19 protein-coding genes, 1 pseudogene and 1 CRISPR repeat array are annotated in these 17609 nt (G+C 71.2%); of the genes and pseudogenes, 8 read left to right on the plus strand and 12 right to left on the minus strand.

Annotated elements, in window-relative coordinates:
- Positions 1-455: 455 nt before the first annotated feature.
- Complete coding sequence (locus KZX60_RS11440) at positions 456-3203, plus strand: DNA methyltransferase (protein WP_248118498.1); 2748 nt, start codon at positions 456-458, stop codon at positions 3201-3203.
- Positions 3204-3635: 432 nt separating this feature from the next.
- Positions 3636-4521: pseudogene (locus KZX60_RS11445) on the plus strand (IS5 family transposase).
- Here the strand turns inward: KZX60_RS11445 and KZX60_RS11450 are convergent.
- Entirely contained in the window at positions 4518-4778 is a 261-nt protein-coding gene (locus KZX60_RS11450) for a hypothetical protein (RefSeq protein WP_248118500.1), read from the minus strand. The pseudogene KZX60_RS11445 and the gene KZX60_RS11450 sit on opposite strands and share 4 nt — an antisense overlap.
- A gap of 251 nt (positions 4779-5029) precedes the next feature.
- On the opposite strand from KZX60_RS11450, the gene KZX60_RS12035 reads away from it, so the two are divergent.
- The 5 genes from KZX60_RS12035 to KZX60_RS11470 all read left to right on the plus strand — a co-directional run bounded on the left by KZX60_RS12035 (position 5030) and on the right by KZX60_RS11470 (position 8665).
- Positions 5030-5164, plus strand: coding sequence for a hypothetical protein (locus KZX60_RS12035; protein WP_282442847.1), 135 nt, complete (start codon positions 5030-5032; stop codon positions 5162-5164).
- A gap of 252 nt (positions 5165-5416) precedes the next feature.
- Positions 5417-5716: a hypothetical protein gene (locus KZX60_RS11455; RefSeq protein ID WP_031943823.1), complete on the plus strand. Its 300-nt coding sequence runs from the start codon at positions 5417-5419 to the stop codon at positions 5714-5716.
- Positions 5717-5719: 3 nt separating this feature from the next.
- Positions 5720-6169 carry a helix-turn-helix transcriptional regulator gene (locus KZX60_RS11460; RefSeq protein ID WP_119218018.1) on the plus strand — a complete coding sequence of 150 codons (450 nt, stop codon included), beginning with the start codon at positions 5720-5722 and terminating at the stop codon, positions 6167-6169.
- Between the two features lie 101 nt (positions 6170-6270).
- Positions 6271-6921, plus strand: coding sequence for an HNH endonuclease family protein (locus KZX60_RS11465; RefSeq protein WP_248118502.1), 651 nt, complete (start codon positions 6271-6273; stop codon positions 6919-6921).
- Positions 6922-6955: 34 nt separating this feature from the next.
- The gene (locus tag KZX60_RS11470; RefSeq protein WP_248118504.1) at positions 6956-8665 is read left to right on the plus strand and encodes a transposase; all 1710 of its coding nucleotides are present in this window, start codon (positions 6956-6958) and stop codon (positions 8663-8665) included.
- A 1-nt stretch (position 8666) separates the two neighbouring features.
- A CRISPR array of direct repeats spans positions 8667-8939; the repeat unit is 29 nt; unit sequence GGAAGCCCCGCGCACGCAGGGATGAGCCC.
- 149 nt (positions 8940-9088) lie between these two features.
- Here KZX60_RS11470 and KZX60_RS11475 read toward each other — a convergent pair.
- Together KZX60_RS11475 and KZX60_RS11480 are read right to left on the minus strand one after the other, a co-directional pair.
- Positions 9089-9640, minus strand: a complete 552-nt coding sequence (locus KZX60_RS11475; RefSeq protein WP_049159090.1) for a lipase chaperone — start codon at positions 9638-9640, stop codon at positions 9089-9091.
- Positions 9641-9668: 28 nt separating this feature from the next.
- Positions 9669-9938, minus strand: a complete 270-nt coding sequence (locus KZX60_RS11480; RefSeq protein ID WP_248118506.1) for a hypothetical protein — start codon at positions 9936-9938, stop codon at positions 9669-9671.
- A gap of 28 nt (positions 9939-9966) precedes the next feature.
- On the opposite strand from KZX60_RS11480, the gene KZX60_RS11485 reads away from it, so the two are divergent.
- Positions 9967-10575 (plus strand): hypothetical protein, encoded by a 609-nt coding sequence (locus KZX60_RS11485; RefSeq protein ID WP_248118508.1) that lies wholly within the window; start codon positions 9967-9969, stop codon positions 10573-10575.
- 333 nt (positions 10576-10908) lie between these two features.
- Here KZX60_RS11485 and KZX60_RS11490 read toward each other — a convergent pair whose 3' ends face one another.
- From KZX60_RS11490 to KZX60_RS11535, 9 genes are all read right to left on the minus strand, one after another.
- The gene (locus KZX60_RS11490; RefSeq protein ID WP_031943816.1) at positions 10909-11238 is read right to left on the minus strand and encodes a DUF3846 domain-containing protein; all 330 of its coding nucleotides are present in this window, start codon (positions 11236-11238) and stop codon (positions 10909-10911) included.
- 263 nt (positions 11239-11501) lie between these two features.
- Positions 11502-11753, minus strand: a complete 252-nt coding sequence (locus tag KZX60_RS11500) for a hypothetical protein (protein ID WP_123244360.1) — start codon at positions 11751-11753, stop codon at positions 11502-11504.
- Positions 11754-11933: 180 nt separating this feature from the next.
- Entirely contained in the window at positions 11934-12599 is a 666-nt protein-coding gene (locus KZX60_RS11505) for a hypothetical protein (protein ID WP_248118510.1), read from the minus strand.
- A 252-nt stretch (positions 12600-12851) separates the two neighbouring features.
- Positions 12852-13502 (minus strand): hypothetical protein, encoded by a 651-nt coding sequence (locus tag KZX60_RS11510; protein ID WP_248118512.1) that lies wholly within the window; start codon positions 13500-13502, stop codon positions 12852-12854.
- A 116-nt stretch (positions 13503-13618) separates the two neighbouring features.
- Positions 13619-13810 (minus strand): hypothetical protein, encoded by a 192-nt coding sequence (locus KZX60_RS11515; RefSeq protein WP_049161172.1) that lies wholly within the window; start codon positions 13808-13810, stop codon positions 13619-13621.
- Positions 13811-14074: 264 nt separating this feature from the next.
- Positions 14075-14773, minus strand: coding sequence for a hypothetical protein (locus KZX60_RS11520; protein WP_248118514.1), 699 nt, complete (start codon positions 14771-14773; stop codon positions 14075-14077).
- 253 nt (positions 14774-15026) lie between these two features.
- Complete coding sequence (locus KZX60_RS11525; RefSeq protein WP_248118516.1) at positions 15027-15707, minus strand: hypothetical protein; 681 nt, start codon at positions 15705-15707, stop codon at positions 15027-15029.
- Positions 15708-16002: 295 nt separating this feature from the next.
- Positions 16003-16260: a hypothetical protein gene (locus tag KZX60_RS11530; protein ID WP_248118518.1), complete on the minus strand. Its 258-nt coding sequence runs from the start codon at positions 16258-16260 to the stop codon at positions 16003-16005.
- 209 nt (positions 16261-16469) lie between these two features.
- Positions 16470-17447: a DUF4192 family protein gene (locus tag KZX60_RS11535; protein WP_248118520.1), complete on the minus strand. Its 978-nt coding sequence runs from the start codon at positions 17445-17447 to the stop codon at positions 16470-16472.
- Positions 17448-17609: the final 162 nt, after the last annotated feature.

Genomic DNA, 17609 nt, shown 5'->3' on the forward strand with positions numbered 1-17609 from the left:
CCACTCCACGATCGGCCAGGTGAGCCCAAATAGCTACGAGAACGCCTACGACGCCGCGAGGTCAGCTACCCTCACGGAAGCGGCATAACCGAACCGACACCGTGTCCACGATCAAGGGGCAAGGCCCGTCCACGATGAAACCGACACGAAGGAAGGTCCCCATGGATGCCATGGTGAATCATTACGGCCTCAAGCCTGGTCAGATCACTGATCGCACGGGTCCGCATAACCTGCACGATGCCGCCGGTCATCCCACCGGCGCGACATTCTGGCTCACTGAGGGGACGCACGCGCCGCCTACGCCGGCCTCGGGCTGGCGGTGGCGCTGGCATGCGTCGTGACATGAGGTGAAGGAACCGCCGGGGTACGGGACACGTGCTCCGGCGGTTCCTGCTTTCCGCTTTCGCCTGCTCCCCTGCGGGAGGATGGGAATCTCCGACGAAAGGGCCTCAACGATGCAGTCCAAGCCGCTGTCCTGGGACCAGATCCGGTCGAACGCCGCAGCGTTCGTGCGCGAGTGGGCTGGGGAGTCCTACGAGAGGGGCGAGTCCCAGTCCTTCTGGACGGAGCTGTTCGCGGTCTACGGAATCCGCCGCCGCAAGGTGGCCCAGTACGAGAGTCGGGCGAGGAAGGCCGATGGAGGGGCTGGGTTCATCGACGTGTTCTGGCCCGGCATGCTCATCGCGGAGCAGAAGTCGCTGGGCAAGGACCTCGTCGCCGCCGAGGATCAGGCGCTGACGTACCTGGCGAACGTGCCCGAGGCCGAGCAGCCCCGCTATGTCATCACCTGCGACTTCGAGACGTTCCGTCTGCGTGACCTGGAGGCTCCGGCTGGGGATGCCGATGCCGTGGTGGAGTTCCCGTTGGAGCAGCTGCCGGTGGAGGCTGAGCGGTTCGGGTTCATCGCCGGCTACCAGAAGCGTGTCTTCGGTTCGGCCGAGCAGACCGCGGCCTCGGTCAAGGCCGCGCAGCTGATGGCCGACCTCTACGTGGAGTTGGAGGGCTCCGGATACGACGAGCACGAGGCGTCCGTGTTCCTGGTGCGGACGTTGTTCGCGCTGTTCGCGGACGACTCGGGTCTGTGGGAGCGGGATCTGTTCTTGGAGTTCATCCAGACCCGCACGGCCGAGGATGGCTCGGACCTGGGTGCGCAGCTGACCGCGTTGTTCCAGGTGCTGAACCGTCCGGTGAACAAGCGCATGGCCGGCACGGACGAGCTGCTGTTGCGCTTCCCATACGTGAACGGGTCCGTGTTCGGGGAGGCCATCTCGATCCCGTACTTCAACGCGTCCATGCGACAGAAGCTGATCGAAGCGTGCCTGTTCAACTGGGGGTCGATCTCCCCGGCGATCTTCGGCTCGCTGTTCCAGGCGGTGAAGTCCAAAGAGGCGCGCCGGGAGCTGGGGGAGCACTACACGACCGAAGAGAACATCCTGAAGCTGATCGGCCCGTTGTTCCTGGATGAGCTGCGCGCGGAGTTCGTGAAGAGCATCCACGACCGCGCCGCCCTGGGCCGGCTGCACGACCGGCTTGGGCAGCTGCGGTTCCTGGACCCGGCGTGCGGGTGCGGGAACTTCCTGATCGTCGCCTACCGAGAGCTGCGGGCCTTGGAGCTGGAGATCCTGGTGCGCCGGCAGGAGCTGTCGAAGAAGCGCGCGCAGACGGCGCTGATGCTGGATGAGGACGAGACAGTGAAGGTGCGGATGCCGCACTTCCACGGGATCGAGCTGGAGGAGTGGCCGGCCACTATCGCCCGGACGGCGATGTTCCTGGTGAACCACCAGGCGAACCAGGACATGTCGTTGAAGATCGGCATCTCCCCGGAGCAGCTGCCGCTGACGGAGTCGGCCCACATCGTGGTCGGCAACGCGCTGGCACTGGACTGGAACGAGGTCGTGCCGGCCTCGGCGGACGTGTACGTAATGGGCAACCCGCCGTTCATCGGCCAGTACACCAAGACCGCCGAGCAGACCGCGGACATGAAGGCGGTGTGGGGCAAGGACTACGACGGCTACTTGGACTACGTGACCGGCTGGCACGCCCAGGCCATGCACTTCTTCGCCGCGCAGAGCGTAGGCCGGTTCGCGTTCGTGACCACGAACTCCATCGCTCAGGGCCAGCCCGTGCCGGCCCTGTTCGGGCCGCTGCGCCGTGAAGGATGGACGATCCTGTTCGCGCACCGCACGTTCGCGTGGGTGTCGGAGGCGCCGGGGGCGGCGTCAGTGCACTGCGTCATCATCGGCTTCTCCAAGGGCGTCTCGATGAAGGGTGCCCGCCTGTTCTCGTATGAGCGGTCTCAGGGTCATCCGGTAGAGGAGCCGGTGAGGGCGATCAGCCCGTACCTAGTGGAGGGGCCCTGGGTAGTTGTGTCGAAGCGGAGCCGGCCCGCGGCTGACCTGCCGCCGGTGGTCTACGGGTCCAAGCCGGCCGACGGCGGCCACCTGATTGTGGAAGCCACGGAGTACGAGGAGGTTGCTGCCGACCCGGTGGCGGTGAAGTACCTGCGTCGGTACGTCGGGGCACGGGAGCTGATCCGTGGGCTTCTCCGATGGTGCCTCTGGCTCGAAGACCTGGACCCCTCCGATCTCGCCCGCTCTGCTGTGCTGCGCCGGCACATCGAGGAGTGCAAGGCGCATCGCGAGGCCGCCCCAGTCTCCGGAGATGCTTACAAGCTGCGCGAGACACCGCACCTGTTCCGGCCCAACAAAAATCGACCCCGTGGGGAATATCTCTGCATCCCGCGCCACGTCTCCACGACGCGGGCCTACTTCACCGCAGACCGCTTCGGAGCGGACGTCGTCTCTGGGGACGCCAACTTCGTTGCGGCCGATGAGGATGGTTTTGCGTTCGCGGTGATCTCCTCCTCGGCGTTCATCGCGTGGCAGCGCATGGTCGGTGGGCAGATCAAATCCGACCTGCGGTTCTCGAACACGCTGGTGTGGAACACGCTGCCGATACCTGAGTTGTCCGAAGCGGAGCGGGGCAAGCTCATCGACGCCGGAGCGGGCGTGCTCGCGGCGCGTGCGGAACACCCGGAGCGGTCGTTGGCTCAGCACTACAACCCGTTGGCGATGGCCCCTGAACTGCTGAAGGCGCACGCCCGACTGGACCGTGTCATGGACGGCATCCTCGGTTTGGGCTCCGGTGCGACGGAGAAGGAGCGGCAGACGCGTCTGATGGAGCTCTACGCGGCGCGCGTCTGATCGGTCCGGTCCGACGTACCCGTCGCGTTGACGCGTCGTGTCGGAAGAATCCACCAGCTGAGCGGTGATCTCGCGGAACGTCTTCTTCAGGGCATCACCCTGCTGGAGGCACCACCACTGGCACCCACAGGCAGAGGCCTATGAAAGCGGGCTCTCCGAAAAAGAGTTCATCCGTCTGACCCCCAACTGATCGAGGACCACTCCCGCACCGAGGACGGCGAAAACACCGTGTGAACACCTCAGCGACACGCCCCGCGCTGCGCTCCCCGAGACATCGAGCGCGACGAGGACACCGCTCCTCTTAGCGCCCGTGGGCCGGCGACACACGCCCCGGCCCGCAGACTCCCGTGGTGCTCACGCGCCGAGCGCGAGAGCACCACGCTAGGGCGTGTCTGAGAATGGATCCAGGGGTCAGCTGGCACCCTGAAAGGCATGTCCCGGTTCCAGATGCTCTCCGATGCCCAGTGGGAGCTGATGGCCCCGATGCTCCCGACCCGGACCGGCCGCGCCGGCAGGCCGTTCTCCGATGCCCGCACGATGGTCGAGGCGATCATCTACCGGTACCGGTGCTTCGATCCCCTGGCGGGACCTGCCCGAGGTCTACGGGCCCTGGCAGAGAAGTGTGGACCTGGCACCGCCGGATGGCGGCCGAGGGCACCTGGGACACGGTGCTGGCGAAGCTGACCGCCGCCGCTGACGCGCAGGGCTTGGTGGACTGGTCGGTGTCGGTGGACTCCACGATCGCCCGCGCTCACCAGCACCACCCGGCACACAGGGGGATGGATCGAGTTACAAGAATCCGCGTGAGGAGCCGGCCGATCACGGGATCGGGCGCTCTCGTGGCGGGTTGAGCACGAAGATCCATCAGCTCGTCGATGGCGCCGGGATGCCGCTGGTCAGCCTGATCACCCCAGGCCAGGCAGGAGACTCCCCGATGCTGTTGCCCCTGCTGGAACAGCTGCGTGTGGCCCGGCCGGTGGGACGGCCCCGGACCCGCCCCGAGGCGGTGCTGGGCGATAAGGCCTACTCCTCCCGGGCGATCCGCGCCCACCTGCGCACCCGAGGCATCAAAGCCGTGATCCCCGAGCCGGCGGACCAGCAGGGCCATCGCAGACGCCGCGGTGCCCGCGGCGGGCGCCCCGTCGGCCTCGACGCGGACGCCTACCAGGGGCGGAACGTGCTCGAGCGCCAGTACGCGCGCCTGAAGCAGTGGCGGGGCCTGGCGACCCGGTATGACAAGTACGCGATCGTCTACCGGGCCGCCGTTCTCTTGAACGCGGTGATCGCGTGGTCCAAGCTATTGTCGGACACGCCCTAGGCCGCGGTCAGCATGGCGCCTGCGTGCGCGGGCACCAGCCCGTGGGCGGCGGCGTACTGGAAGCGCAGCATCTGGGCCAGGTGGGCCTGGGCTTGCATGAACGCGAGGACCTGAGCGGCGTCGGGCCGGTAGGCGGTGCCGTCGGCGGTCTGGGCGCGCACCATCTCGGGACGGTCGTGGGCGACCCAGCGGGCCACCTCGGAATCTGTGGTCGGCAGGGACGTGGTCATCCGCCCTTGCCAGGACACCTGGATCATCAGGGACACCTCCACCCTTACGTTGATCTGACGTCAACATACTAGGTGGGCTGGCAGGTGGAGGGCAACAAGCTCTGGACGCGCGAAAGCGCCCCGCGAGGTTCCTGCGACTGTCAGATCAACGGGAAAGCGGGGCGCTTCTGGGGTCCAGTCTAGGCGACCGGCGCCGCCGGCGGGAAGGCGTCCGGGGTGTCGATGAACCGCCGCAGCACCTGGCAGCAGTGCCACCAATGGCAGGCTGCGGTGCTCGCATGTGCGCACTCGCTGTCGGTCACCACCTCGCTGGCCTCGGCCAGGGCGGCCTCCAGGTGCTCGACCTCGATGCTTACGGCTCCTCCGATCCGCGGGTGTCCTTCACCGTGGATAAGGCCGTCGCGCGGCCGTGATGTCCCTTCTGGGCGCCAGGCAGAGCGAAGCCCTCCCGGCGCGGAGGGGGGATGGCCAGGAGGGCTTCTAAGTCGCAGGCCCTACGGGATGGGCTCACGTTCGACCTGTGCAAACCATAGCAGGGGCAGTGGTGACGGGGGGAGGGTTGTGGATAACGGTTGCGGGTGTATGGAATGACGCGTATGGTTTGACGTGTATCGCTAGACCTACGTGAGGTGATTCTGTCGCCTCCAGATTGAGAGAGCACCCCCATGACCACCTTCTACTACTCCGTCAACGAGATGGCTCGGCAAGCCGGCTTCACCTCGCCCTCCACCTGGACCCGCATCAAGAACGACCTGCGCGCCCCCGACGCCGTCATGGTCAGCAAGATCCAGGGCGCCGGCTGGACCCTGGACAGCTGGGAGGACGCCGCCAACAACGAGCTGCACACCCGTCGCGAGCCCCTGATGAAGGCCATCACCCGCCTGCGCCTCGAGGAGGAGGCCCTGCGTCAGGAGTACGGCGTGACCGACCAGGACGAGCCGGCCGACCAGAAGGCGGAGGGCTGAGCCATGAACGCTATCGAGCTGAAGTGCCGCCGAGAGGCCCTCGGTCTGTCCCGCGACGCCCTCGCCGACACCCTGGGTGTCGCGGAGAAGAGCATCACCCGCTGGGAGTTCGGCAAGAACCCGCCGCGGGACTGGTCCTGGATCGACTCGGCCATGACCCGCCTGGAGGACTACCGCGAGCGCCTCGTGGAGGAGCTGATCGCCGAGACCTTGCGCGTGCATGAGCAGGCCGGTGCCGCGCTGATGTTGACCTACGCTTCCCGCGGTTCCTTCTACAGGTGGTTGCCGGAGATGGAGGAGCCGGACATGGGTGATGGCATCGAGGTGATTCCCGTGGAGCTGCACCGGGCGGCCACCGCCGAGGCTGCGCGCCGGCTGCGGGTGAGCCATGGGCTGCACGCTGTGATCGAGGCTGTGCCCACTCCGCAGGAGGGTGAGGGGGCGGGTTCGTGAGCGTGCGTCGATGGGTCTCGAGCGTCGTCGCCGTGGTGGCTGCTCTGGGTGTGGCTGGCGCCGTCGGGGGTGGACATGTGCAGGGGGTCCAGGTGCCAGAGGTGAAGCTTCCCAAGGTGGCGCTGCCCAGCGGAGTGGAGTTGCCCAGCGGAGTGGAGCTGCCCTCACTCGGCGACACGTCCCCGACGCCGGCGGCCGGCCCGGTCGGGGGCCAGCTCGAGCAGCTGGCTCTGACCTCCGCGGCACCGGCCAGCGCCTACACGCGAGACGCGTTCGGCCAGCGCTGGGCGGACGTGGACCGCAATGGCTGTGACACCCGTAACGACGTGCTGCGGCGCGACCTGACACAGGTGCAGATCAAGCCCGGCACGCAGGGGTGCAAGGTGCTCTCCGGCGAGCTCGTGGACCCCTACAGCGGCGCTACGATCCCCTTCTCCTCCCAGGACTCTCAGGCCGTGCATATCGACCACACGGTCTCTCTTGCCGATGCCTGGGCCTCCGGGGCGTGGGCGTGGGACGAGTCCCAGCGCACGGCGTTCGCCAACGACCCGGCGAATCTGCTGGCCGTGGATGGGCCGGCGAACACCTCGAAGTCGGATGCGACCGCGGCGGACTGGCTGCCAGACACCGTTGCGGGCCGATGTGAGCTCGTGGAGCACCAGGTGGTGGTGAAGGCCAAGTGGGGGCTGAGCGTCACCGAGCGCGAGCGCGCGGCGATGCGCAGGGTGTTGGCCTCCTGCCCGGCTGGGTAAGCGAGGCCGTAACGTGTCCGGGGGGTGGGTGACCATGCCCCTGAACGGATGGACGATGCTGGCGCAGGAGGAGGTGCGAGCGATGACGACTACCACGGGTACCGACCTGGCCCCGAGGCTGCGCGCGTTCAAGCACCGCCTGGACCCCAACCCCGCCCAGGCCACCCTGCTGGCCCAGTACGCCGGCGCCGCGCGCGTCGCCTACAACATGCTCACCGCCCACAACCGGGCCGCCCTGGCCGCCAGTGCCGCCCGTCGCACCGAGCTGGCCGAGACCGGGCTGGCCGGCCCCGAGCTGGCCGCGCGCATGAAGGCCGAGCGCGCCGCCGACCCCACCCTCCGCGTGGCCAGCTACCAGTCGTACTCCACGACCCACCTGACCCCGCTGATCCGCCGCCACCGCGAGGCCGCCGCCGCGATCGCCGCCGGCGCCGACCCGGCCGAAGCATGGACCGACGAGCGATACGCCGAGCCCTGGATGCACACCGTGCCCCGCCGCGTCCTGGTCTCCGGCCTCCAGAACGCCGCGAAGGCCACCGAGAACTGGATGGCCTCCGCCTCCGGCACGCGCGCCGGCGCGCGCGTCGGCCTGCCGCGGTTCAAGAAGAAGGGCCGGTCCCGGGACAGCTTCACCATCCCCGCCCCCGAGGTCATCGGCGCCGCGGGCACCCCCTACAAGCGCGGCGAGCCCCGCCGCGGGGTGATCACCGACCACCGGCACCTGCGCCTGGCCTCCCTGGGGACCATCCGCACCTACGACAAGACCAGCCGCCTGGTCCGCGCCTGCCGCCGCGGCGCCCAGATCCGGTCCATGACCATCTCCCAGGCTGGCGGACGGTGGTACGCCTCGATCCTCGTTGCCGACCCCACCCCCATCCGGACCGGGCCCAGCCGTCGCCAGCGCGCCAACGGCGCCGTCGGCGTGGACCTGGGCGTCAAGCACCTGGCCGCCCTCTCCACCGGCGAGGTCATCGACAACGGCCGCCCCGGTGCCCGCCAGGCTGCCCGCCTGACCCGCCTCCAGCGCGCCTACGCCCGCACCCAGCCCGGCTCGAACCGCCGCGAGCGCGTGCGCCGGCAGATCGCGGCACTCCAGCACGGGATCGCCCTACGTCGGGCGGGGCTGCTGCATCAGGTGTCCACGAGACTGGCGATGGACTTCGCGGTGGTCGCCCTGGAGGACCTGAACGTGGCGGGGATGACCCGTTCGGCTCGCGGGACGCTCGAGGCGCCGGGTAGGAACGTGGCCGCCAAGTCCGGGTTGAACCGGGCGATCCTGGATGCCGGGCTGGGGATGCTGCGCCGGCAGCTGGACTACAAGACCTCCTGGGCAGGGTCCCAGGTGAAGATGATCGACCGATTCGCGCCCTCCTCGAAGGCGTGCTCGCGCTGCGGGACAGTCAAATCCACGCTGTCCCTGGCCGAGCGGACCTTCGAGTGCGTGGCCTGCCACCTGGTGATCGACCGCGACGTGAACGCCGCGATCAACATCCGGGCGTGGGCTGTGCAGGAGGAGCGTGGAGCAGGGGTTGAGCTCGCCCGAGGCCGTCGGGAGAGTCGAAACGGACGTGGAGCTGCTGTCTCGGGCCCGCCATCTGGCGGGGCCGCGGGGCAGGGGCGTGGAAGCGTCAAGCCCGCACCCCAGGGTGTGGGCATGTCCAGCCGGGCAACTGGCTGGTCATCCCAACCCCCCTCAACCGAAGGGGAAAGCGCAGAGCGCGGAGCATCCGCCCTGGCCAGGTAGTGGAAGCCCCGCGCACGCAGGGATGAGCCCGTGTACGTGACGATGACCGCAACGTAGTTCAGGGAAGCCCCGCGCACGCAGGGATGAGCCCACACAGCGCCCCGGAACCAACCTCATCCATGTGGAAGCCCCGCGCACGCAGGGATGAGCCCACCACCGTGTAGTGATGCACGTCGCGGGAGGGGGAAGCCCCGCGCACGCAGGGATGAGCCCACGGGCACGTCGTCAAAGTCGGTGAGCCCGTCGGAAGCTCCGCCCGCGCAGGGATGAGCCAGACTCCCAGGGGCATTCACGGCTCCTGGGTTGAGCTGTCGTAGGGATCTGGGCTGGTCCCCGGTCCTTCCTAGACGCCAGCCAGTGCTCGTGACAGCTGCGGGTGTCGTGGAGGCGCTGCGGGGACGTGTCGCGGTGTCCGCGGGATGCTCAGCTGGAGGGCTCGGGGACGGTGGCCTCGCACTGGACCATGGGCATGCCCTTGGGGTCGCCGGTCTGGGCGTCCAGGGGGGCGGTGGTGCCGTCGGCGATGATCTCGCAGTGCAGGTCGCCGGCGGCGGGCAGCTGCGGGACGTTGGCGATCACCTGGATCTTTTCACCGGGCTTGGCCTGGGTGCGCAGGGTCAGGGGGGTGGTGCCGGCGGGCTCGGCGGGGATGGTCTCTTTGGTGTGGGTGTCCGCGCCGGTGCCGCCCACGAAGAGGTTCACGCCGCCGCGGGCTGCCGTGGTGGTGGTGCCGTCGCGGGGGATCCACTGGATGCGGATCTGCACGTCCACGGGCTTGGCGGGGGCCGAGCTGGAGGGACGTGTCGTGGGGGTGGCCGAGCTGGCGGCCGCAGTGGGTGCCGTGGTGCTGCTCGCGGCTGCCGTGGGGGCCGCGCTCGCGCTCGTCGACGGGGCAGGAGCAGGTGTGGCGGTGCACCCCTGGAGGGCGAGGCCGGCCAGGGCCAGGGGGAGCAGGATCAGGGGGCGGGTGCGCATCAGGGGGTCTCCTTCGGTGCGGGGCGGATCAGGCGTCCAGGATGGTGATGGTGGCCCCGGGCTCCAAGCGCTCGAGGTCGGCCGCGGTGAGGACCGCGAGGTTGTGCTCCAGGCTCGCCTCGCAGACGTCGCCGGTGTCGGGGAGGCGGCAGGCGCGGTGCAGGGACTGCTCCAGCGCGGTGATCGCGGACGGGTCGGCGTGGCGGACGTGGCGGATCAGGCCGCCGACGGTGCCCTCGAAGGACTCGTCGGAGCCGTGGGGGGTGATCAGGATGCGGGAGCGGGCGTTCAGGGGCATGGGGTCTCCTGGGGGCGTGGAGGTCGTGATGGTCATCCTGCCCGCCCTCCCGCCGGTGTGGCGGGAGGGCGGGGGAGGATCAGCGGATCACCAGGACGGGGCCGGTGATGATTGGTCCGGCCCCCTGGACGACTACCGCTCGCTCTCCGACTCGGACCAGAAGTGGGTGCGCCACCGTCTGGCGCCGGCCGCGAGCGCGGCCGCGGCCGAGCTGGATTGGGTTCTGGGGGAGCTGGAGGATCCGCCGTCGTGGGTGTGGTCGGAGGTGCCCCTGATGGACCTCTCTCGGCCCATGGCCGGCGGCGGTGGCAGGACCGGCACGGGGGTGGTGCGCCCGGACCTGCTGATCCACACCAAGGCAGGCCGGATCATCCTGGTGGACATGAAGGTCTCCGCGGCGCCGGATCCGGGATGGTGCGCGAGTGCGCATGATGGCCCGCGGCGGACCCTGGCGGGGTTCCGGGAGTGGGAGCGCCGGTTGCGGCATGTCCCGGGGATCGGGGAGAGGGAGGTCGCCTACTGGGTGCTCCAGGTGACCTGGGCCGGGATCCTGCCTCAGAAGGGCGCGCCGGAGATGGTGACGGCGAAGCGGGTGGTGCTGGATCAGGCGTGGCGCCGCCAGCACGGGTTGAGGTGAGCCGGCAGCTGATCTCGGCGACACGTCCCGGCAGAGCCGCCCCCGGCCCGTGGGGCCGGGGGCGGTGGGTGTCTCAGGCCTGGCAGTGCCCGGGGTCGGTGAGCTCGCCCAGCACGACGTAGGGGGTCAGGGTGAGGTCGGCGGTGGTCTGCTCGGTGGGGGTGGCGGCCATGGTGGCGGTCCCTTCTGCGGGGTGCGGGGGTCCGGACGACCCCTGCTGATGTGTATAACCATACACGCGCAAGAGGGACGGCGCAACAGGGGTGTGGGATTCGTGGGTGGCCCCGGCGCGGCCGGGGCGGGCGGGCCGCGGGGCCCGCCCGCCCGTGGGGCTCAGTCGTCGAGGCCGAGCCGCTCGCGCAGAGCCTTGGTGGGGGGCAGGTAGGTCTCCCCGTCGTCGGCCAGGTCGCCGGTGATCAGCACCGGGCCGACGATGACGTCGTCCGGGGCGAGGATGGTCAGCTCGTGGACGATCCGGTGACCCTTGGAGTTGACCGGCAGGCCGGCGATCTTGCCCTCCTCATTGAGCCAGATGGTGTGGTCGCCATCGTCGGAGGACAGGGCCTCCACGTAGCCGCCGACGTGCTGCTGGAAGTCCTCCAGGCCGTTGACCTGCTCCTCGGTGACGTCGCCGGTGGGGGTGATCAGGATTGCGTTGGCCATGATGGCTGTCCCTTCTATGGGGTGCGGGGATCCGGGTGATCCCTGCTGATGTGTCTAACCATACACATGCGCGGGCGGATGTGCAACACCCTGCATCGCACCGGCCGCCGGCTGTGCCACGGATGCAGCCGGCCCCGCATCTCCGCGACACGTCCCCGGCGTGCCGCGAGCGCGGGGCCAGGGTGGGCCCCGCGCTCGGGGGGGGGTGGGGGGGGGGGGGGGGGGGGGCCGGGGGGGGGCGGGGGGGGGGGGGGGGGGGGGGGTCAGCCCAGGGCGGTACCGAGCTCGTGGTGGGCGACCTTGTCCAGGGCCGCGACCAGCTCGGGGTGCAGCAGGGTGAGGACCTCCACGGCGCGGCGGCCGCGCGGCTCCTCGCGCAGAGCCTGCCACTGCTGGGCCGCCGTGTAGGCGTGGTCGCCGCGGCGCACGTAGAACCGCTTGGCGGACTCGTAGCCGCTGGAGAAGCCGGCCTGGTAGCCGTCCTTGAACTCCGGGGACTGGGGCAGATCCTGCATGGGAACCTCCTAGGTTGAGGGTGCCGGGGGCCTCGTGCCCCCTGCGACGTGTCCAACCATACACATGCAACGGCGACTGCACAACAGGGGAGGTTGAAAAATCTCGGGGACGCTTCCCCCGGGTGTCGGCCCGCGAGCGCATGCCGGCCTGGGCGGCGCACGCTCGCGGGCGGGTAGGGGTCAGCGGGCGGGGTTCAGGATGGACTCGGGCAGATGGAAGGGGGGCTGGTGGGTGCTGACGGCCTCGGCGGGGTCCTGGCGCATCATGCCGTGGGCCCAGCCGCTGAGGTCCCATCCGAGGTAGCCGGGGCGGCCGCCGGCGAGCAGGCGCAGGGGACCGAGGCGGCGGTGACGGTGGGCGGTGCGGGTCAGCTCGGCGAGGACTCCGGCGGGGACGTGGGTGTCCAGGCATCGGCAGGTGATCAGCACGTCCGGGTCGATCAGCGCGGGGTCCACCACGGGCGGGCGGACGGTGGCGGCGATGTTGGGCAGGCGCAGGGTCGAGTCGGCCAGGTGGAGGTAGACCAGCTCGTCGTCGGCCTCCACGGCCACCGGGTGCAGGGTGCGCTCGGGCAGGGCGCGCAGGGTCTTGATGAGGTGGTGGGCCTGGTCGGCGCGCAGCATGGCCCCGGACTCGAGGGGGCCGGTGCTGACGTCGAGGGCGCGGGCGCCGGCGCGGGAGGTGTGGGTGCCATCGGAGCCGGTCAGCTCCAGGCACTGCTGACGGGCGCGCAGGATCACCGTGGGCGTCGGGGTGCCGGGGGTGTGGGTGGCGGGCAGGCGGGTGGGCCAGGCGGCCAGGTCCAGGGCTCGGTACAGGTGGTCGGCGGTGGTGATGATGCCCATGGGGCTCCTCCTTGGAAGGGGTGCTGGGGGCCTCGCGCCCCCTGCGACGTGTCCAACCATACACATACAACGGCGTCTGCACAACATCATCCGCGAGCGCGGATCGGCGCGCCCCTGGTGGTGACGCGGAGCGGGCGGGGACGTGTCGCGGTCCCCGGCAGCCGGCGGCAGCTCGATGCAGCCGGCAGCTCGTCTCCGCGACACGTCCCCCCCCGTCCCCGCCGGCGCGAGGCCGGCGGGGACGGGTGCCGGTCAGCCGCGCGGGCTCATCTGGCGGGCGTGCGTGCGGCCCAGCGCCCAGTCGCCCAGGTGCCAGGCCAGCAGATCGTCGCGCTCGCGGACGGCCCAGGCGTCGAGGCTGTCCTCGGGGCCCATGGCCGGCCCGCCCGTGAGCAGGTCCAGGCACAGGCCGGCGTGGAGCCCCCACAGGGGGTCGGGGACGGCGCCGTCCGGGGTGCTCGGGGGCACCGGGCCGGCCATGTCGCGCGGACGAACGGCGAGCGTGTCCACCGGGGAGAGCGTGTCGGCCTTGTTGCTGGCGGAGGCGAAGGTGACCCAGAGGTCGCGCACCAGGTAGATGCCGACGGCGTCGGCGCGCAGCTCCACGGTCTCGTAGGTGTCGTCGAGTTCGGCCAGGCGGGCCAGCAGGGTCTGGGTGCCGTGGAGCGAGAGCACTGCGAGCGGGGCCTCGTCGCCGGTGTCTGTGCCCGGGGCCGGGTCGGCGTAGGCGCGGGAGAAGCTCTCCCCTGCCGCGGAGTAGATCCGCAGGGAGCCGTCGGGCTGGAGGGTCAGGCCCACGCCGCCGGCGTCGGGGTCCGTGTCCGTGGCGGCCGCGCGGGCGGCCTGGGAGCCGGCGTAGAGCGCGCGGGCGAGGGTGGCGGGGCGGTAGAGCAGCTGGGACATCAGGGGGCCTCCTTGGCCTCGGGGTGCGGGGGGCCTCGTGCCCCCTGCGACGTGTCCAACCATACACATATAACGGCCGGCGCACAACACTATCCGCGAGCGCGGCGCGTGTGCGGTCAGTGGGAGCGGGTGGCGGCGTCGCGGGCGTCGTGGAGAGCCTGCGCGCGAGCCGTCTGCTGCCCCTGCTCGCGGGCCGCGCGGGCGGCCGCGGACTGCTGGGCCCGCTCGGTCTCTAGGGCCGCGCGCCGCTCCAGCAGAGCATGGGCGACGTCCTCGGCGGTGCCCTGCTGGCCGGCGTGCCACAGCACGCTCAGGGCCGGGACGCCGTCGACGTCGGGCAGGCTCGCCAGAGCGGAGTCGATCCGCTCGGGGGAGAACGGGTCCTCCCTCCCGACGCGGGCGGTGGGGGGCAGGGGGCCCGGGACGCGGTCAGGGCGGGGACGTGTCGCGGTCCACGGCAGCCGCCGGCAGCTCGATGCAGCCGGCAGCTCATCTCCGCGACACGTCCCCGCCCCGCCCCCAGCCCGACCGCGAGCGCGGGGCGCACGCCCGGGCCGGGGGTCCGGTGGGGATCAGGGCAGGAAGAGGGCGGAGGCCTCGTGCCGGGCGGCGAGCCCGGCGTGCTCGTCGGCCAGGTCGCGCGGGCGGGTGCGGTGGCGCGGGGGCGTGTAGAGCCGCCCGTGGGCCCAATCGCCGATGCTCCAGTCCGTCAGGGCCGGCTGACCGGGGACGGCGTAGAGGCGGGGGCTGGAGGCCAGGTGGGCGCTTGCGCCCAGCAGGCACGAGAGGGTGCCCGCGTGCGTGGGGACAGGGGAGGGGATCAGCTGGTCCGCCTGCGGCAGGGGGAACGGGCCCGAGGGGGCGCTGGCCCCCTCGGGGTTGGCGGTGCGGTAGACGCGATGGCGGTAGGCGTGGCCGGGGCGGTCCGGGTCGTGCACCTTCAGGAACAGGCAGCGGGCACGCGTGGCCAGGTGTGCCGGGTAGGTCCCGGGCAGGCTGTCCAGCTCGTAGCTGAGGTTCAGGGCGTCCGGGAAGGACAGGGCCACCGGGGCCATGCCCTGTCCGTGGGTGGCCGGCTCGCAGGGGGCGTAGGTGCGCGCCCACTCCCGGGGCCGACAGGCGGTGAGGCGGTAGCCGGCCTCGGTCAGCTCGAACCAGATGCGCCCGTGCGTGCGGGCGTGGTCGCTGGCCCAGCCCAGCGGGGCCAGGGCCGCGTGGAGGGCCTGGCGCAGGGATCGGATCGTGGAGGTGGGGTTGTTGACGATGCTCACGGGAGCCTCCTTGGAAGGGGTGCCGGGGGCCTCATGCCCCCTGCGACGTGTCCAACCATACACATACACCGGCGCGCACACAACATCATCCGCGAGCGCAGGTCCACGCGCCCGTGGTCGTGACGCGGAGGGGGCGGGGACGTGGCGCGGTCCTCGGCAGCCGGCAGCAGCTCGATGCAGCCGGCAGCTCATCTTCACGACACGTCCCCGGGATGCCGCGAGCGCGGGAGCCCCCGCGCTCGCGGCCTGCCGGTCAGGCGGCGGGCAGGGCGGCCAGGCTGTCGCGGTCGGCCAGGGCGGCGGCCTCGCGGGCGGCCGGCGTGTAGCCGTCTATCGGGGCGACGTAGGCGCGTCCGTGTGCCCAGGCGCCGATGCTCCAGCCGATCAGGTCCAGTGCGCCGGGCACGCCGTGGATCCGCTGGCGCAGGTAGCGGGTGCCGTGGAGGCGGCCGCCGCCGCTCAGCACGTCCATCAGCAGCCCGGGCAGGCCCAGGGTCGCGGGCAGGGCGGGCAGCTCGACGCCGGGGCCGGGGGCCTGGGGGATGGCGGGAGTGGGCACGCCGGGGGCGGCGAGGTTGGCGAACGTCCAGCGCTCGCGGCCGCCGACGACGTCGACGTGGACGCGGTCGGCGGTGGCGGTGACGTTGACCGGGGTCTCGGGCAGGGGGAGCGCGTCCAGGTGGCGCATCAGCTGGGAGACGTCCAGGACGCACAGCACCACCGGCGGCAGGCCCGCGAGCGCGGCGGGGGCCGGGCGGTCGGAGTCGGCGTAGGCGCAGGCGTAGGCGTCCTCGTGGGTGCTGATCACGCGCAGGGCGTTCTCCGGGAGCACCTCCAGGTGGACGGGGCCGCGGTTGGGGGAGACGCGGGCGGCGAGGGAGCCGGCGCTCAGGGCTGCGCGCAGGGAGCCGGCGGAATAGATGTGCTTGGACATGGGGGCCTCCTTGGCCGTCGGGGTGCCGGGGGCCTCATGCCCCCCGCGACGTGTCCAACCATACACATACCCCGGCGCGTGCACAACACCATCCGCGAGCGCGGGCCGGCGCGCCATCGGTCGTGTCGCAGGAAGGGCGGGGACGTGTCGCGGTCCTCGGGAGCCGGCAGCAGCTCGATGCAGCCGGCAGCTCATCTCCACGACACGTCCCCACGCGGCAGCGAGCGCGGGACCCGCCCGCGCTTGCGGCCAGAGGCGACGACGGGGCGGCGCGTGCGCGCCGCCCCCGTCGTGCTCAGCCGCCGTACACCTCGGCGACGGGCATGCAGTAGGCCCAGCCGTCCCCGTACCACTGGTCGGAGATGGTGTAGGCCTCGCGGCCGCGCATGTCCTGGTAGCTGACGGTGTAGGTGCGGTGCTCGGGATCGACGGCGGTCACGACGCCGTCGTTGGAGCTGGAGCAGTTGCCCAGGTAGGTGCGGTGGTAGATGACCACCTCCTGGCCGATGTGCACGTTCTGGGAGGTGCAGATGGTGGTCTGGTCGGTGTCCATGTCGGGCCTCCTGGCCGCTCGGGGCGCCGGGGGCCTCATGCCCCCCGCTACGTGTATAACCATACACGCGCACGGCCGAGTGGTCAACAGCGATTCGGGCAGCGCCCGCCCACGCGTGGGCCGGGCTACGTTGGCGGGCGTGCACCGTCGGGGCACCGTCTCCACGGACGCCGGGGGGCCAGCGTTACGCGCTGGCCCCCCGGTCACGCTCAGCGGCCCTCAGCGGCCCTCGTGTGCTTGCCCCAGGCCCACGCCGGGTCGGTGGCCACGACGGCCACGGGCGTGGCCCGCGTCATCCGGCGCACGGCGCGCACGTGCGGGTGGTGCGGGGCGCATCGCTCGGCGAGGTTCAGGCGGCCATCGGCCACCGCTCCTGCGCCTCGGATCCAGGCCACGTAGGCCAGCACCGCCAGCGCCCCAGCGCAGGCGTGGCCCGGACCGAGGGCCACGGCGGCGTTGAGCACCGTCTCGGCCTCCACGCTCGCCTTCCAGCGCAGACCGTGCGGGAACTCGCCCCGGGCGAAGTCCACCGCCTCCAGCCGGATCGGGGCCGCGCAGGTCACCAGCGCCGCGATCAGATACTCCGGGTCACGGTGGTTCAGGGTGGCCAGCACGACGGCGGCGGCCCCGGCGTCGTTCTGATCCTTCAGCAGGCGGTTGATGCCCTCGATCAGCGCCGGAGCGTCCGCGTGCATGTCCGTCAGCGTGGCCGCGTGAGCCGCCACGGCCTCCGTCAGAGCGTCCGACTCGCTCGGGGTGGCGGTGGGGTACTCAGCCCGCGCACCGTCGAGCAGGGCCAGGTGCAGGCCCAGCGTGGAGGTGCCCGGGGCGTAGGCCACGGCCTCGCCCGTGCCCAGGTTGGTGCACATGCGCCCGTCCACGTGGATCAGCCCCTCCACGCTCAGACCGTGGCCGGTCAGGATGGACTCCAGCTCGAGCCAGCGCAGGGCGCGGTCCTCCGGGCCGTAGCCGATCAGGAAGACGCGCGTGCAGTTGGCGGGGCGCATGCTGGCGGCGATCACTCCGGCCATGGTGGCGGGGGCGGCGACATCGTCAAGGCGCATCACCGGCCCCAGCCGCGAGCCCTTCAGGCCGATGGCCACCACGGAATCCGCGGGGGTGGACGGCAGGGCGGCGGCGGCGTAGTCGGTCAGATCGAGCGGGGTGCGGGCGGTCAGAGCATCCATCGTGTCCTCCTAGAGGGGTGCGGGGGGCCTGGTGCCTCCTGCTGAGTCAAACCATACACGTATTGTGGTGTGGGCGCAATCGGTTGTGTGGTGTCGTTTGTGGTGGTGGTGTGGTGGTGTGGTGGTGTGGTGGTGTGCTGGCGGTGTTATGGCATCGGCGGG

Origin of the sequence: Micrococcus sp. EYE_212 (genome assembly GCF_023147585.1) — a bacterium.
In the GTDB taxonomy this organism is placed as follows: Bacteria; Actinomycetota; Actinomycetes; order Actinomycetales; family Micrococcaceae; genus Micrococcus.